Here is a 26,721-nt window from a genome sequence, read left to right on the forward strand (position 1 = left end):
CTCCATGTCTGTTGATAGGAGTGCCCGTCATGCCGGGCACTGATCTGGTCTCACCGTTCCCCCCCGGCAAGCCGCGTCACCATCTCTTCTCCGGCCCGACCGGAAAAATCCAGCCGCCCCAGGAGACGCTGGAGGCGGAGCATGGCCGCCATGTGATCGTAGACGGCGTTGTCTGAGGCAATACGTGCAGACACCGTGGTGTTCTGTGCATCCAGCAGGGTGATCACCGCCACGGCCCCTTCGGCGTAGGCATCGGTGACCAGGGCCAGGTTTTTCTCGGCGGCATCCCGGGATGCGGCGGCCAGGCCGATGGTGGCCCCGGAGGCTTGGACGGCATCCACGGCGTCGGTGATCTGCTCGGCCAGGATCGTCATAATATGACGCCGTTTCAGGGACAGGGCCATGGTTTCCCCGGCCACCTGCCGTAAATCGGCCAGCCGCTCACCGCCCGTCACAAGGGGAAAGCTCGCCTGGATGGCCACATGCCACTCCCGCTCGTCATAGGAAGGAAAAACCCGGTCGTAGCCATGGCGGTCCAGGATCTCCGTCACACCGCCCTTCAGGGCCACCTCGGGCAGATAAAAAGCACGCCTGGCCCCCTTGACCCGACGGCGGCCGGAGGCAAGGGCGTGGTCCAGCTGACGCAGCTCCGGCGAGGCATCCCAGCCCAGGTCCACCAAGGTGGCCACCAGGGCATCAAACTCCGTGGGCCGGTCCAGCATCTCCCGAAAACCGGGGTGGGAGGTCAGAAGAACAGCCTGGTCCCCCTCTCCACCCCGTGTATCAACGGTTTCGGCAACGCGCATGCCGCACAGGCGCTTAAGGGCGTTCTCCGCGAACCGAACCTGGACCCTTGCGTTGAGAAGCTCCGTGCGGTTCCTCGCCACCTCGCTCTCCCACCGGAAGAGCTCCGACGGGTTGAGGGCCCCCACCTGTTTCCGGGCACGGGCCCGCTCCAGGTTCTCCTGGGTCAACCCCAGGTTTCCCTCCCGGACAGCAGCCAGGCTGCGCGCCTTGAGCAGGGTGAGGTACGCCTGGCCTGCGGAGAGGCCTTTGTCGAGTTCCCGGGCCTCCTGCTCGGCTTCCCGGGAGAGCTGAAATGTTTTGGACGCGCTGTAACCGCTCAGGGCCTCTTCGGAGTAGATCACCTGGGTCAGGGTCAGGCTGCCCTTGATGGTCTCCTCGGACTCCGTGCCCCGGCTCTTTTCCGCACTGTTCTCATCGATGCGGATCCCGGTCACCGACGCGTCGATGCGGGGAAGCAGGTTGGCCAGTACCTTCTTGGTCTCCTGGGCCCGGGCCTCCACCAGACGGGCCTCCGAGGCCAGGCCGGGGTTGTAAAGCCGGGCGCGCTCCATGGCCTCGCCCAGGGAAAGGGTCAACGGCTCAGGTGCCACCTCCCCCACCTTCTCCGCATACCTGAACAGCTCCCAGCGGGGTGAAAAACCGATGGCCTTTGCCGTGGCCACATTGATCACCGGGGTCCCCTCCACCGCCCACTCATCCCGGGCCGAACCCAGGGATTCCTCCCGGGCCATGCTGTAAAGGGTCAGGGCCGTTCGACGGGCCAGCCGCCTCAGCTCCCCCTTGGGCACGGAACCGAAGAGAAGCCCGGCTTCCACGTCTCCCCGTCCCCCCATGGCATACGACGGACGTTTCCGGGCCATGAGCCCCTCGGCCACCTCGGCCATGGACGCCTGTGGCAACCCCGGAAACGGAGAAAAAATAACGCCCCCCACCCCTTCACCGGCGGCCTCAAGCATGGCCTCCGGCCGGGCAGGCACCGTGCGCAGGGTCCACGGTTTTCTCTGCAGGGGCGGCACGGTGTCCAGAAATGCCTCGACCTGGGGAAGGATCAACCGGGCCTGTTCATCCACCACCACCGTCACCTCCGCCACCTCAACGGCCTCGAAAAACTGGGCCAGCCCCGTGCGGATCAGGGGCCCGACCACGATGGCATCAAACCCGGGTACGTCCGCAGAAGGCCGTGCCAGAAGATGGGTGGCCAGAACCGGTTTTTTCCACTGCCTCCGCTGAGAGGCCACGCCCGAGGCCACATACCCAAGCATCACCCCCAGGGAGACCTCGCCGTCGGCTTCAAAGGCTGCAAATGCCGCCTCCATCCCCTCAGGGGTCAACGCCCCTCGCCTCACCTTTCCTTCGGGGAGCACCAGTTCCAGCTCCGGCCCGGCAAGGGTGGCCAGCTCACGCTGCACACCCGTAAGAAACGCCTCCAGGGAAGGCGCCGATCCCCCGGTCACAACCCCCACCACCCTGCGCGCCGGTGCCGCCTGGGACACGGACACACCAAGCATGACAACGGATACCAGCCCCCACACCAGCCACGGGAGTCTTCGTGCTCCCCCCGTCCACCTGCCACCGCCCATCAAAGCCTCCTTGCCACTGCTCGGTGATCCGGAGCCGGCAGCCCCAGGATCTGTGTCATGCTCTCGGCCATGTAACAGGCCGTATCCGTCAAAAACGCCTCGTCGTACCGAGGCAGGTCAAAGGCGATGAGCACCGCCTCCCGCTCCATGATGTAGTACTGAACCTGGGCCATGACGTTGACGTACCAGTACTGCACAAAGGACTCACTCAGACCCGGGACGTGCTCCAGGACAAAGGATCGCAACTTCTGGGGCTCTTCCAGCCGCATGAGGGCCCGTGAGGATTTGGGATGCAGGTCCAGGCGCGAACGGACCATGAGGATGCCGTACCACTCAGGCACTCCGGGACCGAGCAGGGCCAGAAGGCACCTGTGGATCATGTACCCCATCATATCGGCCACCTGCTGTGTCGTGGCGTACACCCCCGTGTCCAGGGTCCCGAACAGGCCCGGCAAGTCGAGTTTCTCCTCCATGATGTGACGGATGCACGCCAGGTAGAGCCCCTTCTTGTTCGTGAAATGGTAGTTCACCGACGACAGGGAGGTCCCCGCCTCTTTGACGATTTCACGGATGCCTGTTCCGTCGAGGCCCTTCCGGGCAAACAACGAACCTGCGGCGTCGATGATGGCCTGACGGGTCGACTTAAAGGGCAACATATCGGGTACCTTTTCCGGCATGATGGCATGGCCCGCGCCACAGCGCAAAAAAGGCCTCACGCTGCAGATCTTCGATTTATATTGAAAACAATGTTATAGTGGATATACGAACGTTCGTTCGAATGTCAATATATATTCACAGGCAACACACAGGGGAAAGGGGGCGGTGGCGGGGTGCGAAAAACGCTCACAGACTGCAACCGGGCACGTCACAGCCGGTCGCGGCCGTACATGGCAGGCGAGAAAAAAAACTTGCGATTCAGGTGACTATTCAGCTCCTTAAAGGCTGCCTTCTATGATTAAAGTAGGCAAAAAAAGCATGTCTCCGGCGGCCAGGGGATAATCCCCTGGACCCCAGGTTGCGAATGCACTTTAACCATAGAAAGGGTTGAGGTCCGGTCACCTCAGCTACGAAGGGTTGCTTTCAGGCGATTGGGGTGCAGCAGAAGGTCCAAGGCCGTAAAAATATCCGGACAGGTGATATCCGCCGACAACAGGGCCGGTGATGCAGCCCCTTCCGGGCCGGTGACGGCCATGCCCACACAGGCCAGGCTCAGCATGCGGCAATCGTTACGGCCATTGCCCACGGCCACCGTGGCGTCGGACCCCAGGGTCTGCACATAGGTCGCCTTCTGGTCCGCCTCCTGGCCGGGGGTCAGGACAGTGAGAAAAACGGGCCATTCGGCAAGGGCTTCTGCGGCCCTGCCGAAGGTGTCGGCGGTGACCACGTGGACCGTCAGGTGCTCGCTCAAGGACTCGATGCGCTCCCTCACCCCCACCAGGGGCACCCCGTCCAGGGCAAGGGTCCCGTTGTAATCAAGGACCAGATGAGAAATGGCAATATCGGAAAAACCCGGAATGGATTCGGTAATCATGGAAACCCCCTCGCGTCGATTTTTTTGAAAAAGAATGCTATACCAGCTCCTACCATACACCACACTGGAGGAAGAATGAACAACCCGTTGATCAGCGTGATCATCCCGACATACAACCGGACCTGGGCCCTTGGTGAGGCCGTGGACTCGGTCCTGGCCCAAACCTACCCCGCGGTGGAGCTCATCGTGGTGGACGACGGCTCCACGGATGAGACACCGGACCTGCTGGCCCGGTATGGGGATGCCCTGCGGGTCCTCACCCTTGAAAATGGCGGGGTGAGCCGGGCGCGTAACCACGGGATTTCTGCATCCAAAGGGGAATTCATCGCCTTTCTCGACTCCGATGACCGGTGGCTGCCGGGCAAACTCTCGGAACAGGCCACCTTTTTCGAATCAAACCCCGAGGCGCTGATCTGCCAGACCGAAGAGATCTGGATCCGAAACGGAAAACGGGTAAACCCCTGCAAGCATCACAAAAAACCATCCGGAGACATTTTTGAGGCCTCCCTTCACCTCTGCCTGGTAAGCCCGTCGGCGGTGATGATGAGACGCACCCTCCTTGAGGATGTGGGCCTCTTCGACGAGGCCCTTCCCGCCTGCGAGGACTACGACCTCTGGCTCAGGATCGCCTGCCGTTACCCGGTCTACACCACCCCCTCGCCCCTGGTGGTCAAACACGGAGGCCACGACGACCAGCTCTCCAAAACTCCGCTCCTGGACCGATTCCGCATCCAGTCCCTGGTGCGGTTGCTGGAAGGCGGTACCCTGTCCGAGGCCCAGGCCGGTGCAGCGCGTGCGGTGCTTCAGAAAAAAGGACGCATCTACGCCGGAGGCTGCCGAAAGCACGGACGAGACGAAGAGGCTGAGGCCATCACCCGTCTGGTTAACCAGACGATCGCCCAGAATATCCGCTAAGCACCCTTCATCCTTACCTTTTTCACTTGATTTCCCCTGCAACCTGCCCTACCATAATACCTAATTCATTCATACAAACAGCGTTCCACATCATGACCTTCATCCCCCCCTGAATGTCACGGGAAAGGTCTCCAATGTAAGGAGGATCACCCAATGATTCGATGGATAGCTGCTTTTCTCCTGGCCCTTGCTCCCATGCAAGCGGCCCATGCCATGGGCACCCTGCCCAGCGAAACCTTCAACCTAAGCCCTTCCGACTACCGCTGGACCTACCAGGAAACACTGGACATCACCAACCCCGAAGACGGGGTCACCCTCTCCTGCAACCTGTTTCTCCCGGAGCCCAAGGTGTCCGGAGAAACCTTCCCCGCCCTGGTGATGCCCAACAGCTGGCTCATGGAGGAGCACGAGTACTGGGTTCAGGCCAAAACCTTCTGTGAAAAGGGGTACATCGTCCTCTCGTACAGCGCCAGGGGCTGGGGTCAGTCCGAGGGCGTGGTGAATGTGGGAGGTCGAAAGGACACGTCCGACATCACCGCCCTCATCGACTGGCTGACGGCCAACACCCCGGTCACCGGGGTTGTGAAGGCCCCGGACGGAAGCGTCACCGACGACTCCGGCGCCAAAATCGGCATGTGCGGCATCTCCCTGGGCGGCGGGCTCTCCCTCATGGGGGCCGCCTTCGACACCCGGGTCAAGGCAGTGATGGCCATGGTGCCCTGGGGAGACCTGGTGGACTCCCTCTACCTCAACCAGAGCCCGAAACCGGTCTGGGTCAAGGCAATCCTCGTGGGCATGGGTGATATCGCGGCCAACCTGGACCCCGAACTCAGCATCATCACCGATCAGCTCTTCAACCACGAGCACGAGGCCCACTTCGACACCCTGCTTCCCTGGGCCCTGGATCGATCCCCCATCAACTTCCTGGAAAAATACAACGCAGAGGACCGGGACCTGGCCGTCTGCATCAGCACCAACCTCCAGGACTTTCTCTTCACCCCCACCCAGATGCTCCGCTTCTATTACGGCCTGAACGTTGCGGCCAAGCGCATCGACTTCAACCGGGGAATCCACGCCTCATCCGAAGGGACAGGCCTTGTGGGCATTCCCAACACCGTCTGGAACCGTTCCTACGCCTGGTTTGACGAACACTTGAAGGGGGTGGACACAGGCATCATGGACAACCCGCCCATCTCCATCGACAACAAGAGCTCCTCGCAGCGCCACTACCTGGACCACCTCTACATGAAGGACATCAACGGCGCACACCTGGAAGGCATCCAGCGGCCCCCTATGGAAAACGACATCGTGCCTGAAAAACGCTACCTCACCCACCGCCCCTGGTACAGCTACAAAGGAGGGCTCTCATCCCACGCCGGGGACGGCTCCGACTCCATCTCTTCAGGCCTCATCTCGGGCCTGACCCTGGGGATTCCCCTGCTCAGCTCCCTGTTGGAGGCCCATACCCAGGCCCTCCACATCACGGCGAGCCTGCCCCTGGCCAGTCGAAGCAAGGCCATTGTCTTTGCCACCGAACGCGTGGGCAGCACCCGCACCATGGTGGGCACCCCCACCCTCAGCCTCACCCTCACGCCCTCTGCCGAGCGGGTTCAGCTCATCGCCCACCTCTACACCGTGGACGCCCTGGGCATCGGGACCCTTATCTCCCACGCTCCCCTCACCCTCCTGGAGTCGGACCGCCTCATGCCCAGCGCGGAACCGGGGGTGGCCAAAACGTACGAATTCAACTTCATCACCACCGCCGCCGATGTCCCCAAAGGCCACCGCCTCGCCGTGGCCATCGACACCTTCGACATCTCCTACAGCCGACCCTCCGAGGAGGGCTTTGACATCACCCTCCACTACGGGGAGGGCTGCTTTCTTGAAATTCCCTGGCTGCCGTAGGCAAAAAAACGCCTCCGGCGGCAAGGTGAGCCACCTTGAAAACAAATGGCGAATGCGCTTTCCCCTTCGTTCCTCAGGGAAAATCACATTCGCCATTGATTCGAAATTTTTAAGGTCTGTTTATCAAACGTTTTAAAAGTTTGGCCCCCGGCAGGGCCGCCGGAGGCATCAACTGAATCGTAACAAAAAAAGCGCCGCTGCAATCTGTCTGCAGCGGCGCTTATCGTTTGTGTGCCTGCCTCTCCCGTCCATCCTGCCCGGGCCTTTCCCCGGCTATGCCCCTTGAAGATGATCCTCCAGAAAAGCCATGGTCTCGTCCACGCCCTTGCCCTGGTGCACCACCCCGTTCAAGGCCTTGACGAGGAGGGCGGGGTTCTCGTCCTGGAAGACGTTGCGGCCGATGGAGAGACCGGCCCCACCGGCCTGATTCGCGTCGTAGACCATCTGCACGATATCCCGGTGACTGGACATCTTGGGACCTCCAGCGATGACCACGGGGATGCAGCATCCGTCCACCACCTGGGCAAAGGTTTCGGGAGACCCGGTGTAGGGTACCTTCACCACGTCGGCTCCCAGCTCTTCGGCCAGGCGCGCCGAGTGCTTCACCACCTCCACGTCGTACTCATCCCGGATCCCGGCTCCCCGTGCGTAGACCATGGCCAGAAGCGGCATGCCCCAGCTGGCGGCCTCGGTGCTGATGCGACCGAAGGACTCCAGCATCTCCATCTCCTTTTCATCCCCCAGGTTCACGTGGATGGAGATGGCGTCGGCCCCTAAACGAATGGCGTCTTCCACGGACCCCACCAGGGTTTTGGCGTTGGGGAAGGGAGACAGCACGGTGCTTGCCGAAAGGTGAATAATCAGGCCGATGTCGCTGCCGTGGCCCCGATGGGTCCGCCTGGGGAGCCCTTTGTGCATGATCACGGCGTTGGCGCCGCCTTCGGCGACTTTGTCCACGGTTCCTTTCAGGTCCACCACGCCGTAGATGGGCCCCACGGTGACACCGTGGTCCATGGGAACGATGATGGTTTTTCCGGTGTTGCGGTTGAAGACGCGTTCCAGTCTGATGGCTTTTCCAAGAAGCATGGCTCCTCCTTCATGGGCTCAGCAGGGTTGATCTTCGGCGGCGGCTGGTGGGAATGTGGTTTTTAAAAACAAAAAAAAGGCCGCCGGCTTGTTATCGCCTGCGGCCCTTTGCTTAGTCGTTTTGGTTGGTTCAATACGATCGGCAAACACCCCAGGCGCAGGTAAAAAACCAGAAAAACCAAAAAAATGCGCGTGCGTGGGTGAGTGATCGATTCATGAACAAACGTGTTACCAGAACACCTCCCCCCTTGTCAAGCAGGCGGCATCACTTTTAATCCGCCCGTGCAGGAAAGCGACCACCGGTTCCATCGCTATTTGTCGTTTCCGAAGCGCCCCACCGATCCCACAAGGTTGACGAGTCGCTCCCAGAGGCTTTTTTTATACGTCACTTTCAGATAGAGGTTCCCGGAGCCCCCGCTCCCTTTGCCCTCTTTCCCCATACCGGTGAGACGAATCCTCTGTCCTTCCCGAACGCCGGGGGGAATCTTCACCACCAGTTTCTTTCCCCGGGCCTTGTGAAAATAGGCAAAGGGTCCGCCGGACGCTGCCAGCGATTTTTCAATGGTGATGGTGTCCATGACATCCCCACCCTTTTTGGCGCCCTTTGAAAGAAGGGAACCCAACAAGGACGCGGCCTGTCCGCCTAAAAATCCGCCACCGGCCCCCTGATCCCCCACGCTCCGGCGGTCTCCCCCGCCCGATGACCTGAAGAATGAGCCCTTCATGAAAAAGCCGGGCCGCGACACATGGAAGGATTTCCAGCCGCTGCCGTAAAACTCCTTGAAGATGGCGTCACCCCCCCGGAATCCGAAATCCTTGGCCAGTTCCTCGAAAATGGCATGGATATCCGTCCCCTTGAAGATGTCCTGATCGGTGTAGTCCTGGCGGAAACGATGGGTGGCACCTGCGCCGAAGGAGTTCTTCATGGCGTCGTAGTTGCGCCTCTTATCCGGATCGGAGAGCACGGCGTAGGCTTCGTTGACAGCCTTCATCTTTTCCGCGGCCTCGGGGTTGTTCCGGTTGCGGTCGGGATGATGAATCAACGCGAGCTTTCGGTAGGCGTCGCGGATGGTGGTCGCGTCGGCGTCCTTGGAGACGTCGAGAGTGGCGTAGTAATCGGTCTGTTCCATGAACCTGCTTATGAAAATTGTCTTATTGGGAGATACGCTCTTCCACGTCCTTGAACTCCGGAAGCAGCTTCTCTTCGATGATATCGCCTTCAATCTGCTTGAGGCTCTCGTCGGTCACCAGCACCTTGCCCTCTTCGTTGATCACCGTGTTGTTGTCCAGGATAATCAGCCCGGTCTTCTCCATCACCCGGTTGCGGTAGTTCCATCGCTGCTCCATCTGGTACTTCTGGAGCTTGAATTTCCAGAAGAGCCAGAAGAGAAGAAAAATAAGGGTCCCCGCCACAAGGGCGCCCAGGCCGATGAAAAGGTAGTAAGCGGTGCGCTCCCCCACATGGCCGATGGTGGCCAGGATCACGTCAAGCTTGTAGAGCACCACCGACCCCAGCCCGAGGATGAAGATGCCCGCCAATGCAGGGAGTTGGTGAATCACGGAGATAAAGCTCTGGAAGGTTCGCCCCAGGTTCCCTCGCCCGCGGCCCTCCTCTTCGCCGTCCGCCCCCTCTTCCGGTTCGATGTCCGGGGCGTTACCGAAGAGATAAAAATTGAAGCCGATGACCACAAGACCGATGAGGAAAACCATCACAAGAGGGGCGATAAAGGAGACGAAGAAGTATTGTTTCCAGGGGAAGGGGCCGCTTTCCGGGCCGATGGAGCCGATGAAATGGGCCACAAAGATGACGAACTCAATACCCGAAAGAAGAATAAAAAAGGTATTGAAATACTCTTTTATTTCTTCCGCATCAAAGAGTGAGGCCACCCCGATGCGGTTTCTGTTTTCTGATTCCATGTCAACAACCCCGTGGTTCTAAGCGCCAATAATGATGCGTTTGTGATATGCCGACGTGAAATAGCGCCTCGCACCACCCTACGCCTTACCTGTTACAGCCCCTCTCGACGACAGAGGGGAAATGGCTTGATCCATGAGTCTGCGAGGCCATTAATAAAGGGCTCCCCAGTCAGTCCGGGAGCGGTGTTGCCATACCCTGGGCGGGTTGCTGCGCACTCGCGATGCATGATCCATGGCGGAGCGTTTTCTGCCTTTCTGCGTCCCTCCGCCCCCAATACCAAGCCGTTCATGATACTGAAACAGCCCTGACTTGTCAATCCGCAGAGGCCCTCGGCTGCGGGGATCCCCGCCCTGTTTCAGGAGGTTAGGGGAACCGCACGGGCCCCTCATTGGGAGCCATATGGTATAAAGTATACCACGGCCTGCCCTGCAAGGCCCGGTTTTTCATCCCCACCGACGGCACCCGGTCAAAGGTGCCTCCGGCGGCCCTGCCGGGGGCTAAACTTTTAAAAAGTTTAGTAAACAGGTTTTAAAAAACAGACTCAGGTCAACCTAAATCAAAGGCGAGTGTGATTTTCCCCGGGGAACGAGAGACAAAGCTTGTGACAACGCCTGTATAGTCAAAAGCTTTGGTGGTGGGCGTAGCCACGACGAATGCCCCTGCAATTTGGCCTGAGGAACGAAGGACAAATCGCAGGGGCTATATGCTTTCGAGGTGGCTCACCTCGCCGCCGGAGGCATGTTTTTGTTTTTTCATACACGTTGATCATGGAAGGCTGTATGACGCCTCAATTGGCCAACTTCTTCAGGCCGTCCACGTGGAGCATATCGGCCAGGAAAGGCGCGGTGTAGCCTTTGCCGGAGTCGGCCACCTGTTCGGGGGTACCGGCCACCACCACGCGTCCGCCGCCTTCGCCGCCGTCGGGTCCCATGTCCACGATCCAGTCGGCGCTCTTGATCACATCGAGGTTGTGCTCGATGACCAGCACGGTGTTGCCCCCCTCGGTGAGACGCTGGAGCACCTCCAGGAGTTTTCTCACATCCTCGAAATGAAGGCCGGTGGTGGGCTCGTCCAGGATGTAGAGGGTCCGGCCGGTGCTCCGCTTGGAGAGCTCACGGGCCAGCTTGATGCGCTGGGCCTCGCCGCCGGACAGGGTGGTGGCCGCCTGTCCCAGCTTGATGTAGCCGAGCCCCACGTCCAGGAGGGTGTCGAGGATGGCCGTGATCTTCGGGTGGTGCTGGAACAGCTCCCGGGCCTGACGCACGGACAGGTCCAGGACATCGCTGATGGAGTGACCGTTGTACTTGATCTCCAGGGTCGCTTCGTTGAAGCGCTTGCCCCGGCAGCTCTCGCAGGGGACGTAAACATCGGCCAGGAAATGCATCTCCACCTTGAGAAAACCGTCCCCGCAGCAGGTCTCGCAGCGCCCGCCCTTGACGTTGAAGGAGTAGCGCCCCTTTTTGTAGCCCCGGGCCTGGGACTCGGGGAGCATGGCAAAAAGGTCCCGGATGTGGTCGAACACCTTGGTGTAGGTGGCCGGGTTGCTGCGCGGGGTGCGGCCGATGGGACGCTGGTCGATGTTGATCACCTTGTCGAGGTGCTCCAGCCCCTGGATCCCTTTGTGGCGCCCCACCTGCATGGTGCCGCCGTTGAGACGGCGGGAGAGGGCCGGGTAGAGGATCTGGTTGATGAGGGTGGATTTCCCGGCGCCGGAGACCCCGGTCACGGCCACAAAGAGCCCCAAGGGAATGGCCACGTCGTCTCCCTTGAGGTTGTTCTCCACGGCCCCTTTCACCACCACCTTCGGGTGCCCCTTCTTCTTCACGGGACGCCTCTTCTCCGGCACCTCGATGGCGCGGCGACCCGACAGGTAATCCCCGGTGAGGGAGTGGGGCTGGTCCATAAGGGAATCCGGGGTGCCTTCGGCCACCACCTGCCCGCCGAGATGGCCGGCGCCGGGGCCCATGTCCACCACCCAGTCCGCGCACTCGATGGTCTCCTGGTCGTGCTCCACCACAATGAGGCTGTTGCCGATATCCCGCAGGTGACACAGGGTCTTGAGCAACTTGACGTTGTCACGCTGGTGCAGCCCGATGGAGGGCTCGTCCAGGATGTAAAGCACCCCGGTGAGCTCGGAGCCCACCTGCGAGGCGAGGCGAATCCGCTGGGACTCCCCGCCAGAAAGGGTGGGGCCGCTGCGGTCCAGGGTGAGGTAATCAAGGCCCACGTTCACCAGGAAGCCCAGGCGGTCACCGATCTCCTTGACGAGCTCTTCAGCGATGACCCGGCGGTTGCCGGAGAGATCCAGGGCATGGATAAAGCTGTGAGCCTGGGTGATGGTCATGGCCGTGACGTCGATGATGGAGACACCGTCGATGAGGATGTTCAGGACCTCGGGCTTCAGGCGCCTGCCCTCGCAGCTCCGACACTGCTTGGAGCTCATGAAGGAGGCGTACCATTTCTTGCGGCGCTCGGACTGGCTCTGGTGGTAGCGGCGCATCATCTCATGGACCAGCCCCTCAAAGGAGGTGGTCACCTCCCCCTTCACCGATTTGGAGTTCCAGTCCACCACCAGGGTCTTCCCGTTGGAGCCGAAGAGAATGATCTCCTTCATCCAGAGATCCATTTTCTCCCAGGGGGTGTCAAAATCGATGCCCCACTGCTCCTCCATGGCCACCAGCTGGCTCATGCCCCAGCCCCCGGAGCCCAGGTCCTCCTGCTTCAGGAAGTAGTTCTTCCAGGGCACCACTGCCCCCTGGCGGATGGTAAGGGTGGGATCGGGCACAATCTTATCCTCGTCCATGACAAGGTGGGTGCCGATGCCGTTGCACTCCGGGCACATGCCCAGGGGCGAGTTAAAGGAGAAGAGGGAGGGTTCGGGCTCGGGATAGGCGATGCCGCAGCAGGAACGCGCCTCGCTCATACGGATGTCTTCACGCCCCAGCACATGGAGGATGATCTCCCCGCTGCCGCTCTTAAGGGCCGTCTCCACCGAGTCGGTGAGTCGTTTGCGGAACGCTTCGCCCTTTTTAACGGCCAGGCGGTCCACCACCACCTCGATGTTGTGTTTCTTGTTCTTGGCAAGCCCCTGAACGTCTTCCAGTTCATGGACCACCCCGTCGATACGCACCCTTCCGAAACCGTCGTTGCGGAGCTGTTCGAACAGGTCCTTGTGCTCGCCTTTGCGGTTCTCCACCAGGGGAGCCAGGATCAAGATCTTGGTGGCAGGGGGCAGCTCCAGGATCTGCTTCACCATGGACTCGGCATCGCCCCGGCCCACCTTGTTCCCGCACTTGACGCAGTGCTGCTCGCCCACCCGGGCAAAGAGCACGCGCAGGTAGTCGTAAATCTCCGTGATGGTCCCCACCGTGGAGCGCGGGTTCTTGCTTGCCGCCTTCTGTTCGATGGAGATGGTGGGAGAAAGCCCTCGGATGGTCTCGTACTTGGGTTTCTCCATCTGCCCGATGAACTGACGGGCATAGGCGGAGAGGGACTCCACGTACCGCCGCTGTCCCTCGGCATAAATCGTATCAAAGGCCAGGCTCGACTTGCCCGACCCGGACACCCCGGTCACCACCACCAGCTTCTTCTTGGGGATGGCTATGTCTATATTTTTGAGGTTGTGCTCCCGGGCACCCTTCACAAGCACCGCGTCCAGCTCCACACCCTTGGTATCCATCTTCTCGTCCATCATCTGTCACCACCTTCCAACTGTAAAACAGCAAAAAACCAGCCTCCGGCGGCGAGGTGTGCCACCTCGAAAGCGGGTTACGAATGCTCCCGGCCTTCGTTCCTCAGGCCGATCACATTCGCTGACGGGCTATGCCCGTGGCATAGGCTTAAGGATATCTGTATCCTGTCTTTTCACTGGTGTTTTCAAACCAAAAACAAAGGGGTCTCACGATGCGCAACGCATCCTGAAACCCCTACAATGTGGTACCTGAACCGGCACTTGTCAAGGCGATTAGCCTGACAAACAACCGCTACGTTTTTCGTGCATTGCCAGCCCCTTGTGCACCAGGGCCCGAGGCTCATCGTTCACACTTCCCAAAAATAATCCTGCCGAAAACCGAAATCCGGCCTGCACGAAGGGTATTCCATCACGAATCCTCCCCATAACCGCTCAGCTCTTCACGGATCACCTCACGAAGCCGAGACTCCGTCAACGGGGCATCGGCGAGGGACAGCTCTCGTCTCAAGGCCTCGTTGATAAGGCTCTGATACCCCAGGTTCAGGAATGTTCCTGGGCCTTCGTTCCTCAGGCCCCCTCACATTCCCTGACGGGCTTCGCCCGTGAATAAGAAATTTTTCCCTTATTGAAGCGGATGATGGGCACTTTTTTTAAGGGTGATCAATGCTCATGCATAAAAAATCCTTCGTCATATGACGCCACACCGCTGATCACGGGCGTAGCCCGTCAGCAAAAGCACCGTCCCTGAGGTACGAAGGGACGGTGCTTTTGCGAACCTGGGGTGCAGGGGATTTATCCCCTGCCCGCCGGAGGCATGCTTTTAAAAATACTTCACCTCCGGGTGAAAGCAGACGATGGCCGCGGTGGAGCTGGTGGGGTAGAAGCCGCCGGCGTCGGTGAGAACGGCCCCCAGGCTTTCGCCACCCAGCAGGTCGAAGATCTGGCGGTTGGCTTCGATGTTCACCCCGGGGTAGCCGGGGCTGAAGCGCTTGCCGTTGCCGTTGGAAAAACCAGCCATCTTCTTGATCCGCTCGTTGAGCAGGGCAGCGAAGTCTTCGGCCACGCGGTCGGCCACCCCCTGGAGGAGGTGGGCGGAGGCGGACTCGTTGGCTTCCTGGAAAGCGTTCACCTGGGAGGCCGAGGCCTGTCCGGCGGTGGCCATCTGGAACCCCACCACATCGGTGACGCCATCCCCCACGGGACGGAAGTAGCGAGCCAGGCTCACCTGCTTGCCGTCAACCGCCATGGGAGGCATGGGGATACGGCAGAGCTCCACGTCGTGGGCATCGGGATCATAAACAATAAGGTCGTCCCCGTCGCTGTTGCAGGGGTAGAGGGCCACGCGTCCCCTGGGAACCACCCAGCCGTTCTCACCGGCGTCCTTGATCCAGATATCAATCTCGGCGTCGGCGGCCTCGTCTGTGAGTCCCCGCTCCAGACGCTTGCTTCGGCTCCCTTCGCGCCAGTTCAGGGCCAACAGGGATTTCCGGTTGAGGGGGATGTCCTCCACCCGAGGCGAAAAGGTGATGGTGCCGTGGCAGATGGAGTCGCTGAGCCCTTCAAAGGAGATACCGAGGGCGGGAAGCTCCTCGGGGGAGGCTTTGGGCTTGCCGCCCATGGCGGCTTTCAGGGCCTCGCCGTTGGCCTCGATAAAGGCATGGCGATCGTCGGAGCAGAGGTGCTCCATGACGTTGACGCAGGTCATGGAGGAGTCGCAGTAGAAGACGTCTTTCCTCATGGTCTCCGGGTTCTCGTCCCCTGCCATGGCCACGGAGGCCGCGTGCTTCATGTTCACGGGCGCGCCCCCGATGAGGAGGGGAAGATCCAGCCCCTCTTCCTTTGCCATGGCAGCCACGGTGATCATGTGGCCGGCGGTCTGGACCAGAAGGGAGCTCATGCCGATGGCGTCGGCGTTCTCCCGCCTGGCCGTCTCAATGAAGTCTGCCAGGGGCACCTGAACACCCAGGTCGATGACCCGGTAGCCATAGTTTTCCAGGAGAGTCCGGGTCAGGTCCTTGCCGATGCTGTGGACATCCTGGAACACCGTGCCCAGCACCAGGGTGCCCTTGTAAGACACAGCGCCCCCTTCGGAGGTACCGAGGACCGCTTCGATGTAGTTCATCACCTGCTTCATAACGTCGGCTGACTTGAGCAGGTGCGGCAGGGAGACCTCTCCACGGGCAAACCGCGCCCCCAGCTCCTCCATGGCCGCCATGAGGTGGCCGGAGATGAAATCGATGGGCTCGATGGTTTTCAAGGCTTCGGAGGCCTGGAGTACCACGGCGTCCTTGTAGGCAAACTCGGCTCCCCGAACCATGAGGGTTCCGGGGCGTGCTTCGCGAACCCCATCCTTGATGCGCTCGCACACCGCTTCATCGGCGGGCAGGTCGTCGTAGTTCTTCTTCTTCACCTTCCGCAGGCCGCTCTTGGCCTCGGCCACCTCTTCCAGGTCGGCATAGGCATCCATGTCCCGCTTGAGGATAATGGCAAGGGCCAGCTCGTAATCCTTGGCGTCGATGCTCTCCACGGGCACGTAGTGGTTGGGGTTGACGATGGCCGCATCCAGGCCGAGTTTTTTGCCTTCGTCCAGGAACACCGAGGTCAGCACCATACGCATGTAGGGCTTTTTCGCCAGGCCGTTGGTGAGGTTGCTCACCCCGATGGTGGTCTTGAGGCCAGGGGCCAGGGCCTTGATCTTGGGAATGGCGTTCAAAGACTCCATGGCAAAGTTGAGCCCCTCTTCGGACTCGGAGCCGATGGGAAAGGCGTTGATATCCACAAAAAGCTGGCGGGGGGCGATGCCGTATGTGCCGCAAACATCCGTCATGGCCTTGGCGATACGCACCTTCTCATCCGCCTTCTGGGCCGGGCCGGTGTCGTCGGCGCAGAGCCCGATGTACAGGGGCGAATGAAAGGCCGTGGTCTTCAAGATAACCTCGGCCTTGCTGATGCCGCCTTCCACGCTCTCCATGGAGATGGAGTTGATCAAGGGACGTCCCGGGTAGGCCTTTACCCCTTCTGCCAGGGCCTCGGGGTCAAAGGAATCGATGCTCATGACGCCACGGAAGTCGCCTGTCATGGCCTGAATCACCTCGGGCAGAACCTTGGGGGTGGACACCACGTTGGAGTCCATGCAAACGTCAAGAACCGAGGTGCCCAGGTCTTCGATCTGCTCGCGCACCACCTCGGCCAGGGCATCCACATCCATGGGCCCCTCGCTCTCCACGGCGTCCCGCACCTTCTTGGAACCGCGCACGTTGAGCCGTTCGCCGATGCGCAGAAAGGAGCCCTCCTCGATGACCACGCTGTCCTGGGGCCCGGAAAGACGCAAAAGCCCGTCGGGCTCTCGCCTGGCCGGGGCCACACCCTTAAGGCGCTGGGAGACCGCCCGGATATGATCCGGACCGGTGCCGCAGCATCCCCCCACCATGTTCACCCCGTACTGGGTAACGAATTTTTCCAGCTGGTCGGCAAAGAGATCGGGCCCCAGCTTGTAAACCGTACGGCCGAATTCGGACTCAGGCATGCCCGCGTTGGGAAGCACGGAGATGGGAATATCCTGGGTCTCGGACAGCTTCTTGATGGTGGGTTCCATGAGGTCCGGCCCGATGGAGCAGTTGATGCCGAACATATCCACACCGCAGGCGGCCAGGGTGGTGGAGGCCGCCACGATGTCCGTGTTGAAAATCTGCATGCGTGAATACTCGTTCACCGTGACCTGTGCCATGAGGGGCAGGCGAACGCCCTTGGCATCCATGGCCTTCTTCGCCCCGCTCACGGCGGCCTTCAGCTCCAGGATGTCCTGCTGGGTCTCCAGCAGGAGGATATCCACCCCGCCGTCCACGAGGGCCGTCACCTGATGAAAAAAGTTCTCTTCAATGAGCTCCCAGGTACCCCGCTTCAGATCGGCGTCCGTGGGAGAAAGCACGTAGTTGGAGGGTCCGATGGATCCCACCACATACAAGGGGCGGCCGTCGTAATCGGCATCTGCCTTGTGGGCGTCCACCGCCCGCCGCGCAATGGCAGTCGCCGCCAGGCTCATCTCCCGGGCCATCTCATGGGAGGAGAGGGAAGCAAGGTCCACGCCCTCGGGCACGCCCCGGAAGGCCGCGGTGTCAAGGTCCTTGAAGTCATACTCCTCAAGGCGCAGGGCGCTGGCCCCGAAGGTGTTGGTCTCGATGGCATGGGCCCCTGCCCGCAGGTACTGCAGGTGGATGTCCATTAAATCGTCGGGACGGGAAAAGCTGAGCAGGTCGCTCAGCATCAGGTAAGACTCCCCCCCGAAATCCGCAGGGGTCAGGCCCAGCTGCTGGATCATGGTCCCCATGGCCCCGTCCAGAAACACCACGTTGTCCTTCACATAACTCAGAAATTCTTCGCGCTTCGTCATCTTCAATCGCACCTTCATATATAATATCGTATCAATAAAAACCGAAAAAGCCTTTGCCTCCGGCGGCCAGGGGATGATCCCCTGGACCCCAGGTTGCGAATGCTCCGAGCCCTCGTTCCTCGGGCTTGTCGCATTCGCTAACGGGCTGCGCCCGTGGAAAAATTCAGGCCTCACAGGCGGTAAAACCCCATTCAATGCGATGAGCTCCGCATCGTGTTTTCTGTAGAATGAAACGGGCGTCTCCTGCAAAGACGGTTGCTGGATTTTACCCGTCGCGCGAATGCCTCGAAGACGCCTGAATAACGAAAGTCTCCATGCATTCGCCATAGGGTTTCAAGGTGCCCCCACCTTGCCGCCGGAGGTACGTCTTTTTCCCTTCCCCACTCACTCCCACACCGCGCAGGCTTGGACGGCTCGGAAGCGTTCGCCCCGTGAGGGGGGAAGGGTCTCCAGGGAGGTGATCCGGAAACCGGCCTGTTCCATCATGGACTCAAGGTCGGTGGCGGCGAATCCCAGGTGGAGGTGACCCAGCTTGTCTGTGACCCAGGCCTCGTCGTGGGGCAGAAGCTCCATGAGGATCAGGCGCCCCCCGGCCTTGAGGAGCCGTGCGGCCACCCGGAGGCCCACCATGGGGTCGGGCAGGTGATGGAGGGTCTGGGAAAGGACAGCCACGTCGCAGCAGCTGTCCGGCATGTCGAGGGTCGTCATGTCTCCTTCCACGAATCGCACATTGGTGAGCCCCACCCGCTCGGCGTGGGCGCGGGCCGCGGAGAGGGCCGGACCGCTGATATCCACCCCCACCACCTCATCACAGGCCCGGGCCAGCTCCGCGGTAAGAATCCCGCCGCCGCACCCCAGGTCCACGGCCCGTTTCATGGAAGGCAACAGGGTCATGATCATGCGGGACCAGGCGTGCCAGGACTCTCCGGGGGCCAGGAGCCGTTCGTGAAGTCCGGGGGTGTCGCCCTCCCGTGATTCCAGCACATCAGCAAGGCGCACCAGGTCGTGGCGATTGTCCTCGGTGCTGCGAACCCGGTCCATGAGCAGGACCCAGAGGGGGCGCCCCTCTTCCGGCACCTCAGCCTCTTCCGAAAGGCGGTAGAAAGTCTTCAGCCCTTCCCGGCGCTCCCGCACCAGCCCGGCTTTCTTGAGGGTCCCCACCTGCTTGGACACCCCGGACTGGGCCAGCCCGAGGATGGTGGTCAGCTCCGTCACGTTCAAAGGGGTCTCCGAAAGGAGACGCAGCACACGAAGCCGGGTCTCATCGGCCACAATCCGCAACAGGGAAGCCATCTCTTTCATCTGTTTCCTCCGTTGTCAGTTAATATCACCGCATTCGAATACAGTGATAAAACCTTTTTTGTCAATGATTTTCGTATCTATTCAGTTTATGCCTCCGGCGGCCCTGCCGGGGGCTAAACTTTTAAAAAGTTTAACAAATAGGTTTTAAAAACAGATTCACTCAAGCCTTGGTCAAAGGCGAATGTGATTTTACCCGAGGAACGAGGGGAAAAGCGCATCCGAACCCTGCTTTCAAGGTGGCACACCTTGCCGCCGGAGGCTGCTTTTTAGACGCTGAACAGCTACGATTTTTCTTGGGGAGAGGACTTCGGATATGGTACCCAATACGCTGAAAAGAAGAAGTAAAACGCAACGCACACCCAAGGGAGGCCGCCATGGTTGTCGGCGTACTGAAACTGCGTTTTCGCCTGTTCGGGGTTGCCAGCCTCAAGGAGAAACGAAAGGTCGTCAAGGGAATTATCGGCCGCATCCAGACCCACTTTCAGGCCGCCGCCGCAGAGACGGATTTAAACGATCTCCATCAGAGCGCCGAAGTGGGCGTCACCATCGTGGGCAATGACGCCCGCCTGATCAACTCGCGGCTGGACAAGATCGTGGATGCGGTGGAAGCCTGGGGGCTGGCCGTCATCACGGAGTCGGAGATGGAGATTATTCACCTGTAAAAGGTATCGTTCAGCTTGCCTCCGGCACACTATTTCAGGGCAAACACGTACACCCCCCGGCTCTGGAACAGCAGCCGGGTCCTGGTCCTCAGAAACCTGTCAAACCCTTCAGCTTCCCCGGGCCTTCCGTCTTCCGTCAGGTGGGGCCAGGCAAGGGACATGTTCACCACCAGATGGGTGATGCCCTTTTTCTTCAAATAGCCAGCCATCTCATCGGGGGTACAAAGCGCTGTGCCCCGGTTCAAGAGCCCCCGCAAATGCCCTCCGCTGTCCGGCACATAGGGGATATCGCAATAGTACCCCCGCTTCCCCAGGTAAATGAAGTAGAGACGGTCCGTTGGGGCCAGGTTCCTGTTGATGTACCGAAAGGCATCATGCTCCACGCGATACCGGGCAACATACCCGTCCCGGTCCACCTCCCCCGACAGATAGGCCAGGGGGTTCACGTAGCGATACAGGTTGGCGGCATAGGCCGTGTTCACCCAGAGGCCGTAGACGACAAACAGGGCCAGGCAGGTCGTCCCCACCGTTCTGCCCAAAGGCTGTGCCGTCTGCCGGAGGGTGTCTGCAGAGAGCTTCAGCCCGTACACGGCCAACAGCACTAGATGGGGCACCACAGGCACCAGATAGCGCACCCTCACCGACGTCAGGCAGATGGCCAGGCCGATATAGATCCAGGTGATAAACAAGAGGCAGCCCACGTCGCTTCGCCATGCGTCCGGCATGCGACGCCAAAGGATAAGCAGGGGCACAAAAAGAAAAAGAAGGGGAGAAAAACGCCCGTCAAAAAGCCGGGAATTGCCATCCTGCCCCTGGAAAAAGAGCCTCACGGGCAGCAGGGCCAAATCCAGGGACGATTCGTCATAGATAAGCCGCCGCATCTGGAGCGGATGCATGCGGCCGTGCCCCTTTGTCTTCGGGGCGGCGGGGGCTGAAACGGCCGTGGCCGGAGCCTTCGGGGCGGGATCCGTCAAGGCCTTCGTCACCTTCTGCACCGTGCCGTTGTACAGGGGATAAATGGGATTGCCCGTCCACACGGTATTGCGGATCCCCGTGGGCCCGTAAGCCAGCAGCGCCGCCACCACAAACAGGGCGGCAAAGCCGATGGCCTTGGCATCCCGATGCCTTTCCGCGGGCACCGTCCGGCTCACCATCAGAGGCACCAGGGCCGCGAGGATCAGGAGCACCAGCAACCCGTTGTACTTCACCCCCAGGCCGAGCCCGCAGAGCACCCCGGCCCAGGCCACGCCCTTCCACCCGGGAAAACCGTTTTCACGACACCGGAAAAGGGACAGGGTCGCAGCCAGGGAGAAAAATGCCAGCCCCAGGTCCACGTACACCGTTGTGGAGAGCTTCATGATGACAGGCGTGGTCAGAAACAAAAAAGCCCCCACCAGCCCCCATATGCCCCCCAGGGCCTTGCGCAGATACCGATACAAAAGCGCCGCCGTTCCCAGGCCAAAGGCAAAATGGATAAACTTGGGCAGGATGTCGCTGCCCAGGGCCAGGCTTGCCCAATAGAGCACATCCAGGTTCATGGGGTAGTACGCCCACTCCATGGTGGGAATCTCCACCATGCCCCCGGCCCTGAGATAGAGCTTGGGTACCGCCAGATGATGCACCAGGGCATCCCGGCTCACAGGGGGCACCAGGCACAGCAGCGCGATAAACCCCACCACAACCACCAACCCCGCCCACAATCCTCTGCTCAGCACCCTACGTCTCTGCAACGGTATATCCCTTGTATTGTAAAACGTTTAAAAAACGCCTTCTCTGGTTAAAGTTCTGATGACCCACAGGGTCAAGAGGGCTCAGAAAAACCAAAAGCGATGCCTCCGGCGGCGAGGTGTGCCACCTCGAAAGCTGGTTGCGAATGCGCTTTCCCCTTCGTTCCTCAGGGAAAATCACATTCGCCATTGGTTCAGATTAAACTGAGTCTGTTTTTAAAATCTGTTTCTCAAACTTTTCAAAAGTTTGGCCCCCGGCAGGGCCGCCGGAGGCATCTTTAACCGGACTGGCTCAGTCGGTGGCGTGGGCATCCGGCCCCTCGGTTTCAAGCAACACAATCTTATACCATTTATCCCCGATCTTGACGGGCGATCGTCTCTCTATCTCTTCCACGGAGCCCCAGGAGTCGGCCTGTTTTGCCCGGTATGCCTCATGCTGGTACCCGACATAAGCCGCCCCGCCGAGCAAAACAGCCCCGGAAAAGATCACCAGGGCGATGAACTTGAGCATCTTCCGGGGCGGGTCGCAGACAACGGCCACCACCCCGCCGAAAAAGAGAATCAGTCCGACGGCGGTCAGGAACATCACCATGATCTGTCCTCCTTGGGATCCTACCCTTTGAGCTTCAGTCCTTTGGACTCCAGCTTGACCAGTTCATAGTCCCGGGAGCCCAGGCCGAGTTCTTCGGCGTGGGCCAGCTGGAGGGGCCAGTCCACGTGGGGGTGGAGGCCCTTGAACTTGTCTTCGCCGGGGGCGGTATTGGTTTTCAGGCAGGAGCCCGGGTTGGCGGGCTGTGCGTTGACGAGGTCCACGCAGGCCTGGTCGATGGCCACGGGGTCTGTGGAGGCAAGGATGCCGATGTTGGGAACGATGGGCACATCGCTGTGGCCGATGCAGTCGCACAAGGGGGAGACATCGGTGATGAAGCTGACAAAGAGGGTTTTCCCCTCTTTGCCCGCAAGGGCGGCCTTGGCGTACTCCATCATGATTTCGAGGAATGAGGGGACCGACTGGTTCCACTGGATCTGGACGGCGCCCGTGGGGCAGACGACGATGCAGTCTCCACAGCCGATGCAGGTCTCGGGGTTGATGGAGGCTTTTTTCTTTCCGTCCGTTGCCTCCAGGGCAATGGCGTCAACCGGGCAATGGGTGGTGCACATGCCGCAGCCGATGCATTTCTTACGCTTGACCTTGGGGCTGACGGTGGAGTGCTGGGCCAGCTTCCCGCGCCGGGAGGCGCAACCCATGCCGAGGTTTTTCAAGGCCCCGCCGAACCCTGAGAGCTCATGTCCTTTGAAATGGGAGAGCACCACCAGGGCGTCGGCGTGGTGAATGTCCGCCCCCACGTAGGCGGTCTCCACATGTTTCCCGTTCACCGGCACCTCTTCGTCGCTGCGGCCCCTGAGCCCGTCGGCGATGATCACGGGAGCCCCCACCACAGAGTAGGCAAACCCGTTCTCCACGGCGGTGGTGAGATGGGACGGGGTGTCGCTTCGGGTGCCTGCGTAAAGGGTGTTGGTATCGGTAAGAAAGGGGGAGGCACCGGTCTCTTTGATCTTGTCGATGATTTTCCGGACGAACACGGGGTTGATAAAGGCGGTGTTGCCCTTTTCGCCAAAGTGAATTTTCACGGCGGTGAGCTCGCGGTCGGTACAAACGGTGTCAAGGCCTGCGGTTTCGACGAGGCGGCCGATTTTCTCGGGAAGGCTTTCCTGGAAGGTGGCGCGCAGGTCGATGTGGTAGACGGTGGAAGCCATGGGTCTCCTTTTTCGTTGCATCATCGGATAAGAACCTGTTAGGTCGAGTGTGGCATAAACCATCACTATGCCACATGCCATACACCGCTTCAAGTGAGAGAACAGGATGTTTCGACAAAGGAAAAGGCCTGTCCGGCCATGGCGAAACACCCTCGCAACAGAAGGAGATTTCCATGGACGCCCGGTTGAAGACCCTTGACATCATCTATTCGGTGCACGAGACCCAGGTGCCCGAAAAAAAACTGGCCTGCGCCAAAGGCTGCGCCACGTGCTGCACGCGAAACGTCACCCTCACCACCCTGGAGGGACGGCGCCTCTTCGACTGGATCGCAACGGAAGCCCCCCACCTCATGGACCTCGTCAGGCAGGAGTCCCAAAAACCCCGACAGATTCCCACGTACACCATCAACGGCCTCACCGATCTGTGCATGGCCGGGGACGAGGTCCCCGAAGAGCCCAGCGACCCCGGCTGGGGAGCCTGTCCCCTCCTCTCCGGAGAGGGCCTCTGCCAGGCTTACGAGGCGCGCCCCTTTGCCTGCCGCAGCATGGTCTCCCAGAGCCGCTGCGAAACCGGAGGTTTTGCCGAAATGGACGAGATTACCTTAACCGTCAACAACGTGCTCATGCAGTACATCGAGCACACCGACGACAAGGGCCTCACCGGCAACCTCACCGACATTCTCCTGCTTCTGGAAAACGAAGACAACCGCACGGCCCACGAGGTGGAAACCCTCACCCCGCCGAGCGATGCCTTCGTTGCCAACCGGCCGGCCCAGGTCCTTATGGTGCCGCCCCCCCACCGCGACGTCGTGGGAAAAATGATGCAGGAGATTCAGGCAAAAAAGGGATAAAACGATCCGGCCGCGCCAAAGATGCGCCCCCCTATTGACAAACAGCCATTGGGCGTTACTATTTAGGCTGATCGTATTCATCAAAAAAAATGATGCACCTGCCGGAATCAGCAGGACAGAAAGATACCTAAGCGAATAAGCGAGAAAGGGAGAATGTGATGAACATCGAAACCCGCGAAGAAGCTCTGGAAAGGGTCCTGGCACTGGAAAAACCCAACTGCCCTCACTGCAACCAGGAAATGCAGATCTGGGAAGTTCCCCAAATCACCTGCGGGGACGGCCTTGGTTGGGGCGAGCCCTTTCTCTTTATCTGTTTTAACGACGATTGCCCGCTCTTTAAAGGGGGCTGGGAAGAGCTCCTGGAGCAGGTGGGCCAGGTCTCATCCTACCGCTGCATGAACTACCCCGGCACAGACAACTACGAGCTTCTCCCCGTGTTCAGCCACATGGGAGGCGAAGGCCAGATCATCACCGACGAGACCATGGCCCAGCAGGCCGCCCAGGAAGAGGCTATCAAGTCCGGCTTCTCCATCCTTGCGGACTGCTATGTCAACCATGACCTCGTCCAACTCCTCAAAATGACCATGGACACTTCGGAGCCCGGACGAGTCCGCCTCAAGGCGGCGGAGATGCTCGGCGACTTAGCCGACACCGAAGCCATCGACCCCCTGCGCAACACCAGATTCGGCATGGCCAAGCTCCAGGATACCGTCAACGAAGCCATCAAGAAAATCCACACGCGCTGCTTTACTCGAGAATGCCCCTTCTGCGCCGAGATCATCAAAAAGCAGGCAAAGGTCTGCAAGCACTGCAACAAAGAGGTGGCGGGCCAGTAAGTCGCCCGATCCGGCTCAAACCATACGCCATTGCATCAACAAAAAAGCCCCTCTGCACAGACGATGTGCAGAGGGGCTTTTTGTTTTATAAAAGCAGCCTCCGGCGGCAAGGTGTGCCACCTTGAAAGCAGATTGCGGATGCGCTTTCCCCTTCGTTCCTCAGGGAAAATCACATTCGCCTTTGATTCAAATTAAACTAAATCTGTTTTTAAAACCTGTTTATCAAACTTTTCAAGAGTTTGCCCCCCGGCAGGGTCGCCGAAGGCATCTTTAACCGGGTTGGCACACCCTATTCCCTATTTTCCCGGCCAGCGAAAGAGCTCCGGCATGCTGTTCTCAGGCACGGGCCCGGGCAGGATGATGGTGCCCAGCCCGTCTCCACCCCCCACCTCGGCGCCGTGGCCGGAGGCAAATCGCCGAACGGATGCGGCCAAAAGGCAGGCGTCCAGCATGTCCTTGGGCCCTGGGGCAAATTGGGAAAAATCGAGGGTGAGGCGAATGTCGGTGTTGCCGTGAAGCAACGTGTAGATGGCCGAGGGAAAGGCTTCGTGGGTGACGGCAATCTCATCAAGGGATTTAAAAAGCGAAAAACCGATTTTCATCCACTCCGGCGCCGCATCAAGGGTGGGGGTCCACTGGGGCCTGGCCAGCCCCAGGGCGCTGATCACCACCTCGCAGTGGCGCCCATACCCTTTGTCCCGATGGGTCTTGGGCCGCCATCGCCCCTTGGAGCGATCCCAGTACCAGGGGCGGGACGTGGTCAGGGGCACCCTGCAGGCGTCGATGCCCACATGAAGGGCGTGCCCTGCAAAACGGCGCTCCAGCTCATCTCGAAACGACAGAACGTCCCGGAACCATCCTGACCCCACAATGACGCCGTCCTCATCGGAGACGGCGTAGCAGCAGGGTCGCTTCACCTGCACATCGATACCCACAAAACGCGCCATGGTGTGTTCTGCCTTTCATCGTTCCAACGAGGAACAATTCATGGGATTGGCGTCAAAGACGGGGAGATACAAACCGCACAAGTTGTATTGCGCATGCCACGTCACCGGCAGGGTCGCCGGAGGCATGCTTCAAATTTTTTCTCCGAGCCCTCTGCGACTCAGGGGCTCACAAGGCGGCATTTATCTGTTGATATTCATGGAGTCGTAGGATCGAAAGACAATACGGGCACGATCCAGCTCTTTGGGGGCAAGGGGCTCTGCGGGTGCCGCCGCAATCTCTGCGGCCCGGGCAGGGGTGGGGATGGCATTTAAGCCCTCGCCCACCTGCTTGCGGGTGAGGGTATTGAAGACCAGGGCTGTGTTTCCGTCGGAGACAACGGCCAGGGGAACCGGGGCGTCAAAGGCAATGCGGGCGGCGGAGACCGCCTCTTTTTCCCTGGAACCGAGGGACCCGGCGGCACACTTGATGACCATGACGGGAGTCTCCCCCGCACGGACCACGAGGTCAAGTCTGGTTTTCCAGGGTTCTCCGGCGGCGGTGAACTCAAGCTTTTTGTCCACCTCCACGGCGTCCTTCTCGTAGCCCAGCACCTCCACAAGATACTGCTCCACCTGCTGACGGTTGAGCTCGGCCCCCACAAGGGGCACCCTGTTGCCGGTGATGAAATCTTTCATGAACTCGAGATCTGTCAGAAACGCCATGGTCCTCTCCTTCCTGTTTTAATTTGCGAAACAAGGAATTTACCCCTGACGATGGAAAGCTGCAAGAAAAAACTGTGAAGCCACAAAGGACTCAGCAGAAAACAAAAGCGATG

General features: G+C 60.1%; 19 protein-coding genes. 5 read left to right on the plus strand and 14 right to left on the minus strand.

The features are described from left to right. Positions 1-50 precede the first annotated feature (50 nt). From BLQ12_RS20020 to BLQ12_RS20030, 3 genes are all read right to left on the minus strand, one after another. Positions 51-2,387 (minus strand): TolC family protein, encoded by a 2,337-nt coding sequence (locus BLQ12_RS20020; RefSeq protein WP_092213419.1) that lies wholly within the window; start codon positions 2,385-2,387, stop codon positions 51-53. Beyond that, the gene (locus tag BLQ12_RS20025) at positions 2,387-3,043 is read right to left on the minus strand and encodes a TetR/AcrR family transcriptional regulator (RefSeq protein ID WP_175469962.1); all 657 of its coding nucleotides are present in this window, start codon (positions 3,041-3,043) and stop codon (positions 2,387-2,389) included. The genes BLQ12_RS20020 and BLQ12_RS20025 overlap by 1 nt, the downstream gene beginning before the upstream one ends. A 404-nt stretch (positions 3,044-3,447) precedes the next feature. Beyond that, a complete protein-coding gene (locus BLQ12_RS20030) occupies positions 3,448-3,918 on the minus strand; it encodes an HAD family hydrolase (RefSeq protein ID WP_092213423.1) in 471 nt (156 codons plus the stop codon). Between the two features lie 75 nt (positions 3,919-3,993). Here BLQ12_RS20030 and BLQ12_RS20035 point away from each other — a divergent pair, with 75 nt between their 5' ends. Both BLQ12_RS20035 and BLQ12_RS20040 read left to right on the plus strand, forming a co-directional pair. Beyond that, entirely contained in the window at positions 3,994-4,833 is an 840-nt protein-coding gene (locus BLQ12_RS20035; RefSeq protein WP_092213425.1) for a glycosyltransferase family 2 protein, read from the plus strand. A 153-nt stretch (positions 4,834-4,986) separates the two neighbouring features. Further along, positions 4,987-6,738, plus strand: coding sequence for a CocE/NonD family hydrolase (locus tag BLQ12_RS20040; protein ID WP_092213427.1), 1,752 nt, complete (start codon positions 4,987-4,989; stop codon positions 6,736-6,738). 273 nt (positions 6,739-7,011) lie between these two features. Here BLQ12_RS20040 and BLQ12_RS20045 read toward each other — a convergent pair whose 3' ends face one another. From BLQ12_RS20045 to BLQ12_RS20070, 6 genes are all read right to left on the minus strand, one after another. Then, positions 7,012-7,824: a 2-amino-3,7-dideoxy-D-threo-hept-6-ulosonate synthase gene (locus tag BLQ12_RS20045; protein ID WP_092213429.1), complete on the minus strand. Its 813-nt coding sequence runs from the start codon at positions 7,822-7,824 to the stop codon at positions 7,012-7,014. Positions 7,825-8,135: 311 nt separating this feature from the next. Further along, positions 8,136-8,954 (minus strand): J domain-containing protein, encoded by an 819-nt coding sequence (locus tag BLQ12_RS20050; RefSeq protein WP_092213431.1) that lies wholly within the window; start codon positions 8,952-8,954, stop codon positions 8,136-8,138. Between the two features lie 22 nt (positions 8,955-8,976). Beyond that, a complete protein-coding gene (locus tag BLQ12_RS20055) occupies positions 8,977-9,741 on the minus strand; it encodes a hypothetical protein (protein ID WP_092213433.1) in 765 nt (254 codons plus the stop codon). A 788-nt stretch (positions 9,742-10,529) separates the two neighbouring features. Beyond that, on the minus strand, positions 10,530-13,436 hold the full coding sequence (gene uvrA, locus BLQ12_RS20060) for an excinuclease ABC subunit UvrA (RefSeq protein ID WP_175469963.1): 2,907 nt from the start codon (positions 13,434-13,436) through the stop codon (positions 10,530-10,532). Positions 13,437-14,253: 817 nt separating this feature from the next. Then, positions 14,254-17,823 carry a homocysteine S-methyltransferase family protein gene (locus tag BLQ12_RS20065; protein ID WP_092213435.1) on the minus strand — a complete coding sequence of 1,190 codons (3,570 nt, stop codon included), beginning with the start codon at positions 17,821-17,823 and terminating at the stop codon, positions 14,254-14,256. 384 nt (positions 17,824-18,207) lie between these two features. Beyond that, positions 18,208-19,125: a metalloregulator ArsR/SmtB family transcription factor gene (locus BLQ12_RS20070; RefSeq protein WP_092213437.1), complete on the minus strand. Its 918-nt coding sequence runs from the start codon at positions 19,123-19,125 to the stop codon at positions 18,208-18,210. Between the two features lie 374 nt (positions 19,126-19,499). Here BLQ12_RS20070 and BLQ12_RS20075 point away from each other — a divergent pair, with 374 nt between their 5' ends. Then, positions 19,500-19,787, plus strand: a complete 288-nt coding sequence (locus BLQ12_RS20075) for a DUF503 domain-containing protein (protein ID WP_092213439.1) — start codon at positions 19,500-19,502, stop codon at positions 19,785-19,787. A gap of 29 nt (positions 19,788-19,816) precedes the next feature. Here BLQ12_RS20075 and BLQ12_RS20080 read toward each other — a convergent pair whose 3' ends face one another. The 3 genes from BLQ12_RS20080 to BLQ12_RS20090 form a co-directional block, all read right to left on the minus strand. Beyond that, on the minus strand, positions 19,817-21,502 hold the full coding sequence (locus tag BLQ12_RS20080) for an ArnT family glycosyltransferase (protein WP_139164051.1): 1,686 nt from the start codon (positions 21,500-21,502) through the stop codon (positions 19,817-19,819). Between the two features lie 304 nt (positions 21,503-21,806). After that, positions 21,807-22,106 (minus strand): hypothetical protein, encoded by a 300-nt coding sequence (locus BLQ12_RS20085; RefSeq protein ID WP_092213443.1) that lies wholly within the window; start codon positions 22,104-22,106, stop codon positions 21,807-21,809. A gap of 20 nt (positions 22,107-22,126) precedes the next feature. Beyond that, entirely contained in the window at positions 22,127-23,272 is a 1,146-nt protein-coding gene (locus BLQ12_RS20090) for a DUF362 domain-containing protein (protein WP_092213445.1), read from the minus strand. Between the two features lie 173 nt (positions 23,273-23,445). On the opposite strand from BLQ12_RS20090, the gene BLQ12_RS20095 reads away from it, so the two are divergent. Beyond that, on the plus strand, positions 23,446-24,123 hold the full coding sequence (locus BLQ12_RS20095) for a YkgJ family cysteine cluster protein (RefSeq protein ID WP_175469964.1): 678 nt from the start codon (positions 23,446-23,448) through the stop codon (positions 24,121-24,123). Between the two features lie 158 nt (positions 24,124-24,281). Then, a complete protein-coding gene (locus tag BLQ12_RS20100) occupies positions 24,282-24,959 on the plus strand; it encodes a zinc ribbon domain-containing protein (protein ID WP_092213449.1) in 678 nt (225 codons plus the stop codon). Between the two features lie 296 nt (positions 24,960-25,255). Here the strand turns inward: BLQ12_RS20100 and BLQ12_RS20105 are convergent, their stop codons facing one another. Further along, positions 25,256-25,906 carry a hypothetical protein gene (locus tag BLQ12_RS20105; RefSeq protein WP_092213451.1) on the minus strand — a complete coding sequence of 217 codons (651 nt, stop codon included), beginning with the start codon at positions 25,904-25,906 and terminating at the stop codon, positions 25,256-25,258. A 180-nt stretch (positions 25,907-26,086) separates the two neighbouring features. Further along, a complete protein-coding gene (locus BLQ12_RS20110) occupies positions 26,087-26,608 on the minus strand; it encodes a type I restriction enzyme HsdR N-terminal domain-containing protein (protein WP_092213453.1) in 522 nt (173 codons plus the stop codon). Positions 26,609-26,721: the final 113 nt, after the last annotated feature.

This window comes from Desulfoluna spongiiphila, from assembly GCF_900101345.1.
Lineage (GTDB): Bacteria > Desulfobacterota > Desulfobacteria > Desulfobacterales > Desulfolunaceae > Desulfoluna > Desulfoluna spongiiphila.

Bases quoted from the DNA above. Each gene is read 5' to 3' on its own strand.
- BLQ12_RS20100 (WP_092213449.1), top strand. From the start codon at position 24,282: ATGAACATCGAAACCCGCGAAGAAGCTCTGGAAAGGGTCCTGGCACTG.
- BLQ12_RS20085 (WP_092213443.1), bottom strand. From the start codon at position 22,106: ATGGTGATGTTCCTGACCGCCGTCGGACTGATTCTCTTTTTCGGCGGG.
- BLQ12_RS20105 (WP_092213451.1), bottom strand. From the start codon at position 25,906: ATGGCGCGTTTTGTGGGTATCGATGTGCAGGTGAAGCGACCCTGCTGC.
- BLQ12_RS20055 (WP_092213433.1), bottom strand. From the start codon at position 9,741: ATGGAATCAGAAAACAGAAACCGCATCGGGGTGGCCTCACTCTTTGAT.
- BLQ12_RS20095 (WP_175469964.1), top strand. From the start codon at position 23,446: ATGGACGCCCGGTTGAAGACCCTTGACATCATCTATTCGGTGCACGAG.
- BLQ12_RS20075 (WP_092213439.1), top strand. From the start codon at position 19,500: ATGGTTGTCGGCGTACTGAAACTGCGTTTTCGCCTGTTCGGGGTTGCC.
- BLQ12_RS20065 (WP_092213435.1), bottom strand. From the start codon at position 17,823: ATGACGAAGCGCGAAGAATTTCTGAGTTATGTGAAGGACAACGTGGTG.
- BLQ12_RS20090 (WP_092213445.1), bottom strand. From the start codon at position 23,272: ATGGCTTCCACCGTCTACCACATCGACCTGCGCGCCACCTTCCAGGAA.
- BLQ12_RS20070 (WP_092213437.1), bottom strand. From the start codon at position 19,125: ATGAAAGAGATGGCTTCCCTGTTGCGGATTGTGGCCGATGAGACCCGG.
- BLQ12_RS20045 (WP_092213429.1), bottom strand. From the start codon at position 7,824: ATGCTTCTTGGAAAAGCCATCAGACTGGAACGCGTCTTCAACCGCAAC.
- BLQ12_RS20020 (WP_092213419.1), bottom strand. From the start codon at position 2,387: ATGGGCGGTGGCAGGTGGACGGGGGGAGCACGAAGACTCCCGTGGCTG.
- BLQ12_RS20110 (WP_092213453.1), bottom strand. From the start codon at position 26,608: ATGGCGTTTCTGACAGATCTCGAGTTCATGAAAGATTTCATCACCGGC.
- BLQ12_RS20040 (WP_092213427.1), top strand. From the start codon at position 4,987: ATGATTCGATGGATAGCTGCTTTTCTCCTGGCCCTTGCTCCCATGCAA.
- BLQ12_RS20025 (WP_175469962.1), bottom strand. From the start codon at position 3,043: ATGTTGCCCTTTAAGTCGACCCGTCAGGCCATCATCGACGCCGCAGGT.
- BLQ12_RS20030 (WP_092213423.1), bottom strand. From the start codon at position 3,918: ATGATTACCGAATCCATTCCGGGTTTTTCCGATATTGCCATTTCTCAT.
- uvrA (WP_175469963.1), bottom strand. From the start codon at position 13,436: ATGATGGACGAGAAGATGGATACCAAGGGTGTGGAGCTGGACGCGGTG.
- BLQ12_RS20050 (WP_092213431.1), bottom strand. From the start codon at position 8,954: ATGGAACAGACCGATTACTACGCCACTCTCGACGTCTCCAAGGACGCC.
- BLQ12_RS20035 (WP_092213425.1), top strand. From the start codon at position 3,994: ATGAACAACCCGTTGATCAGCGTGATCATCCCGACATACAACCGGACC.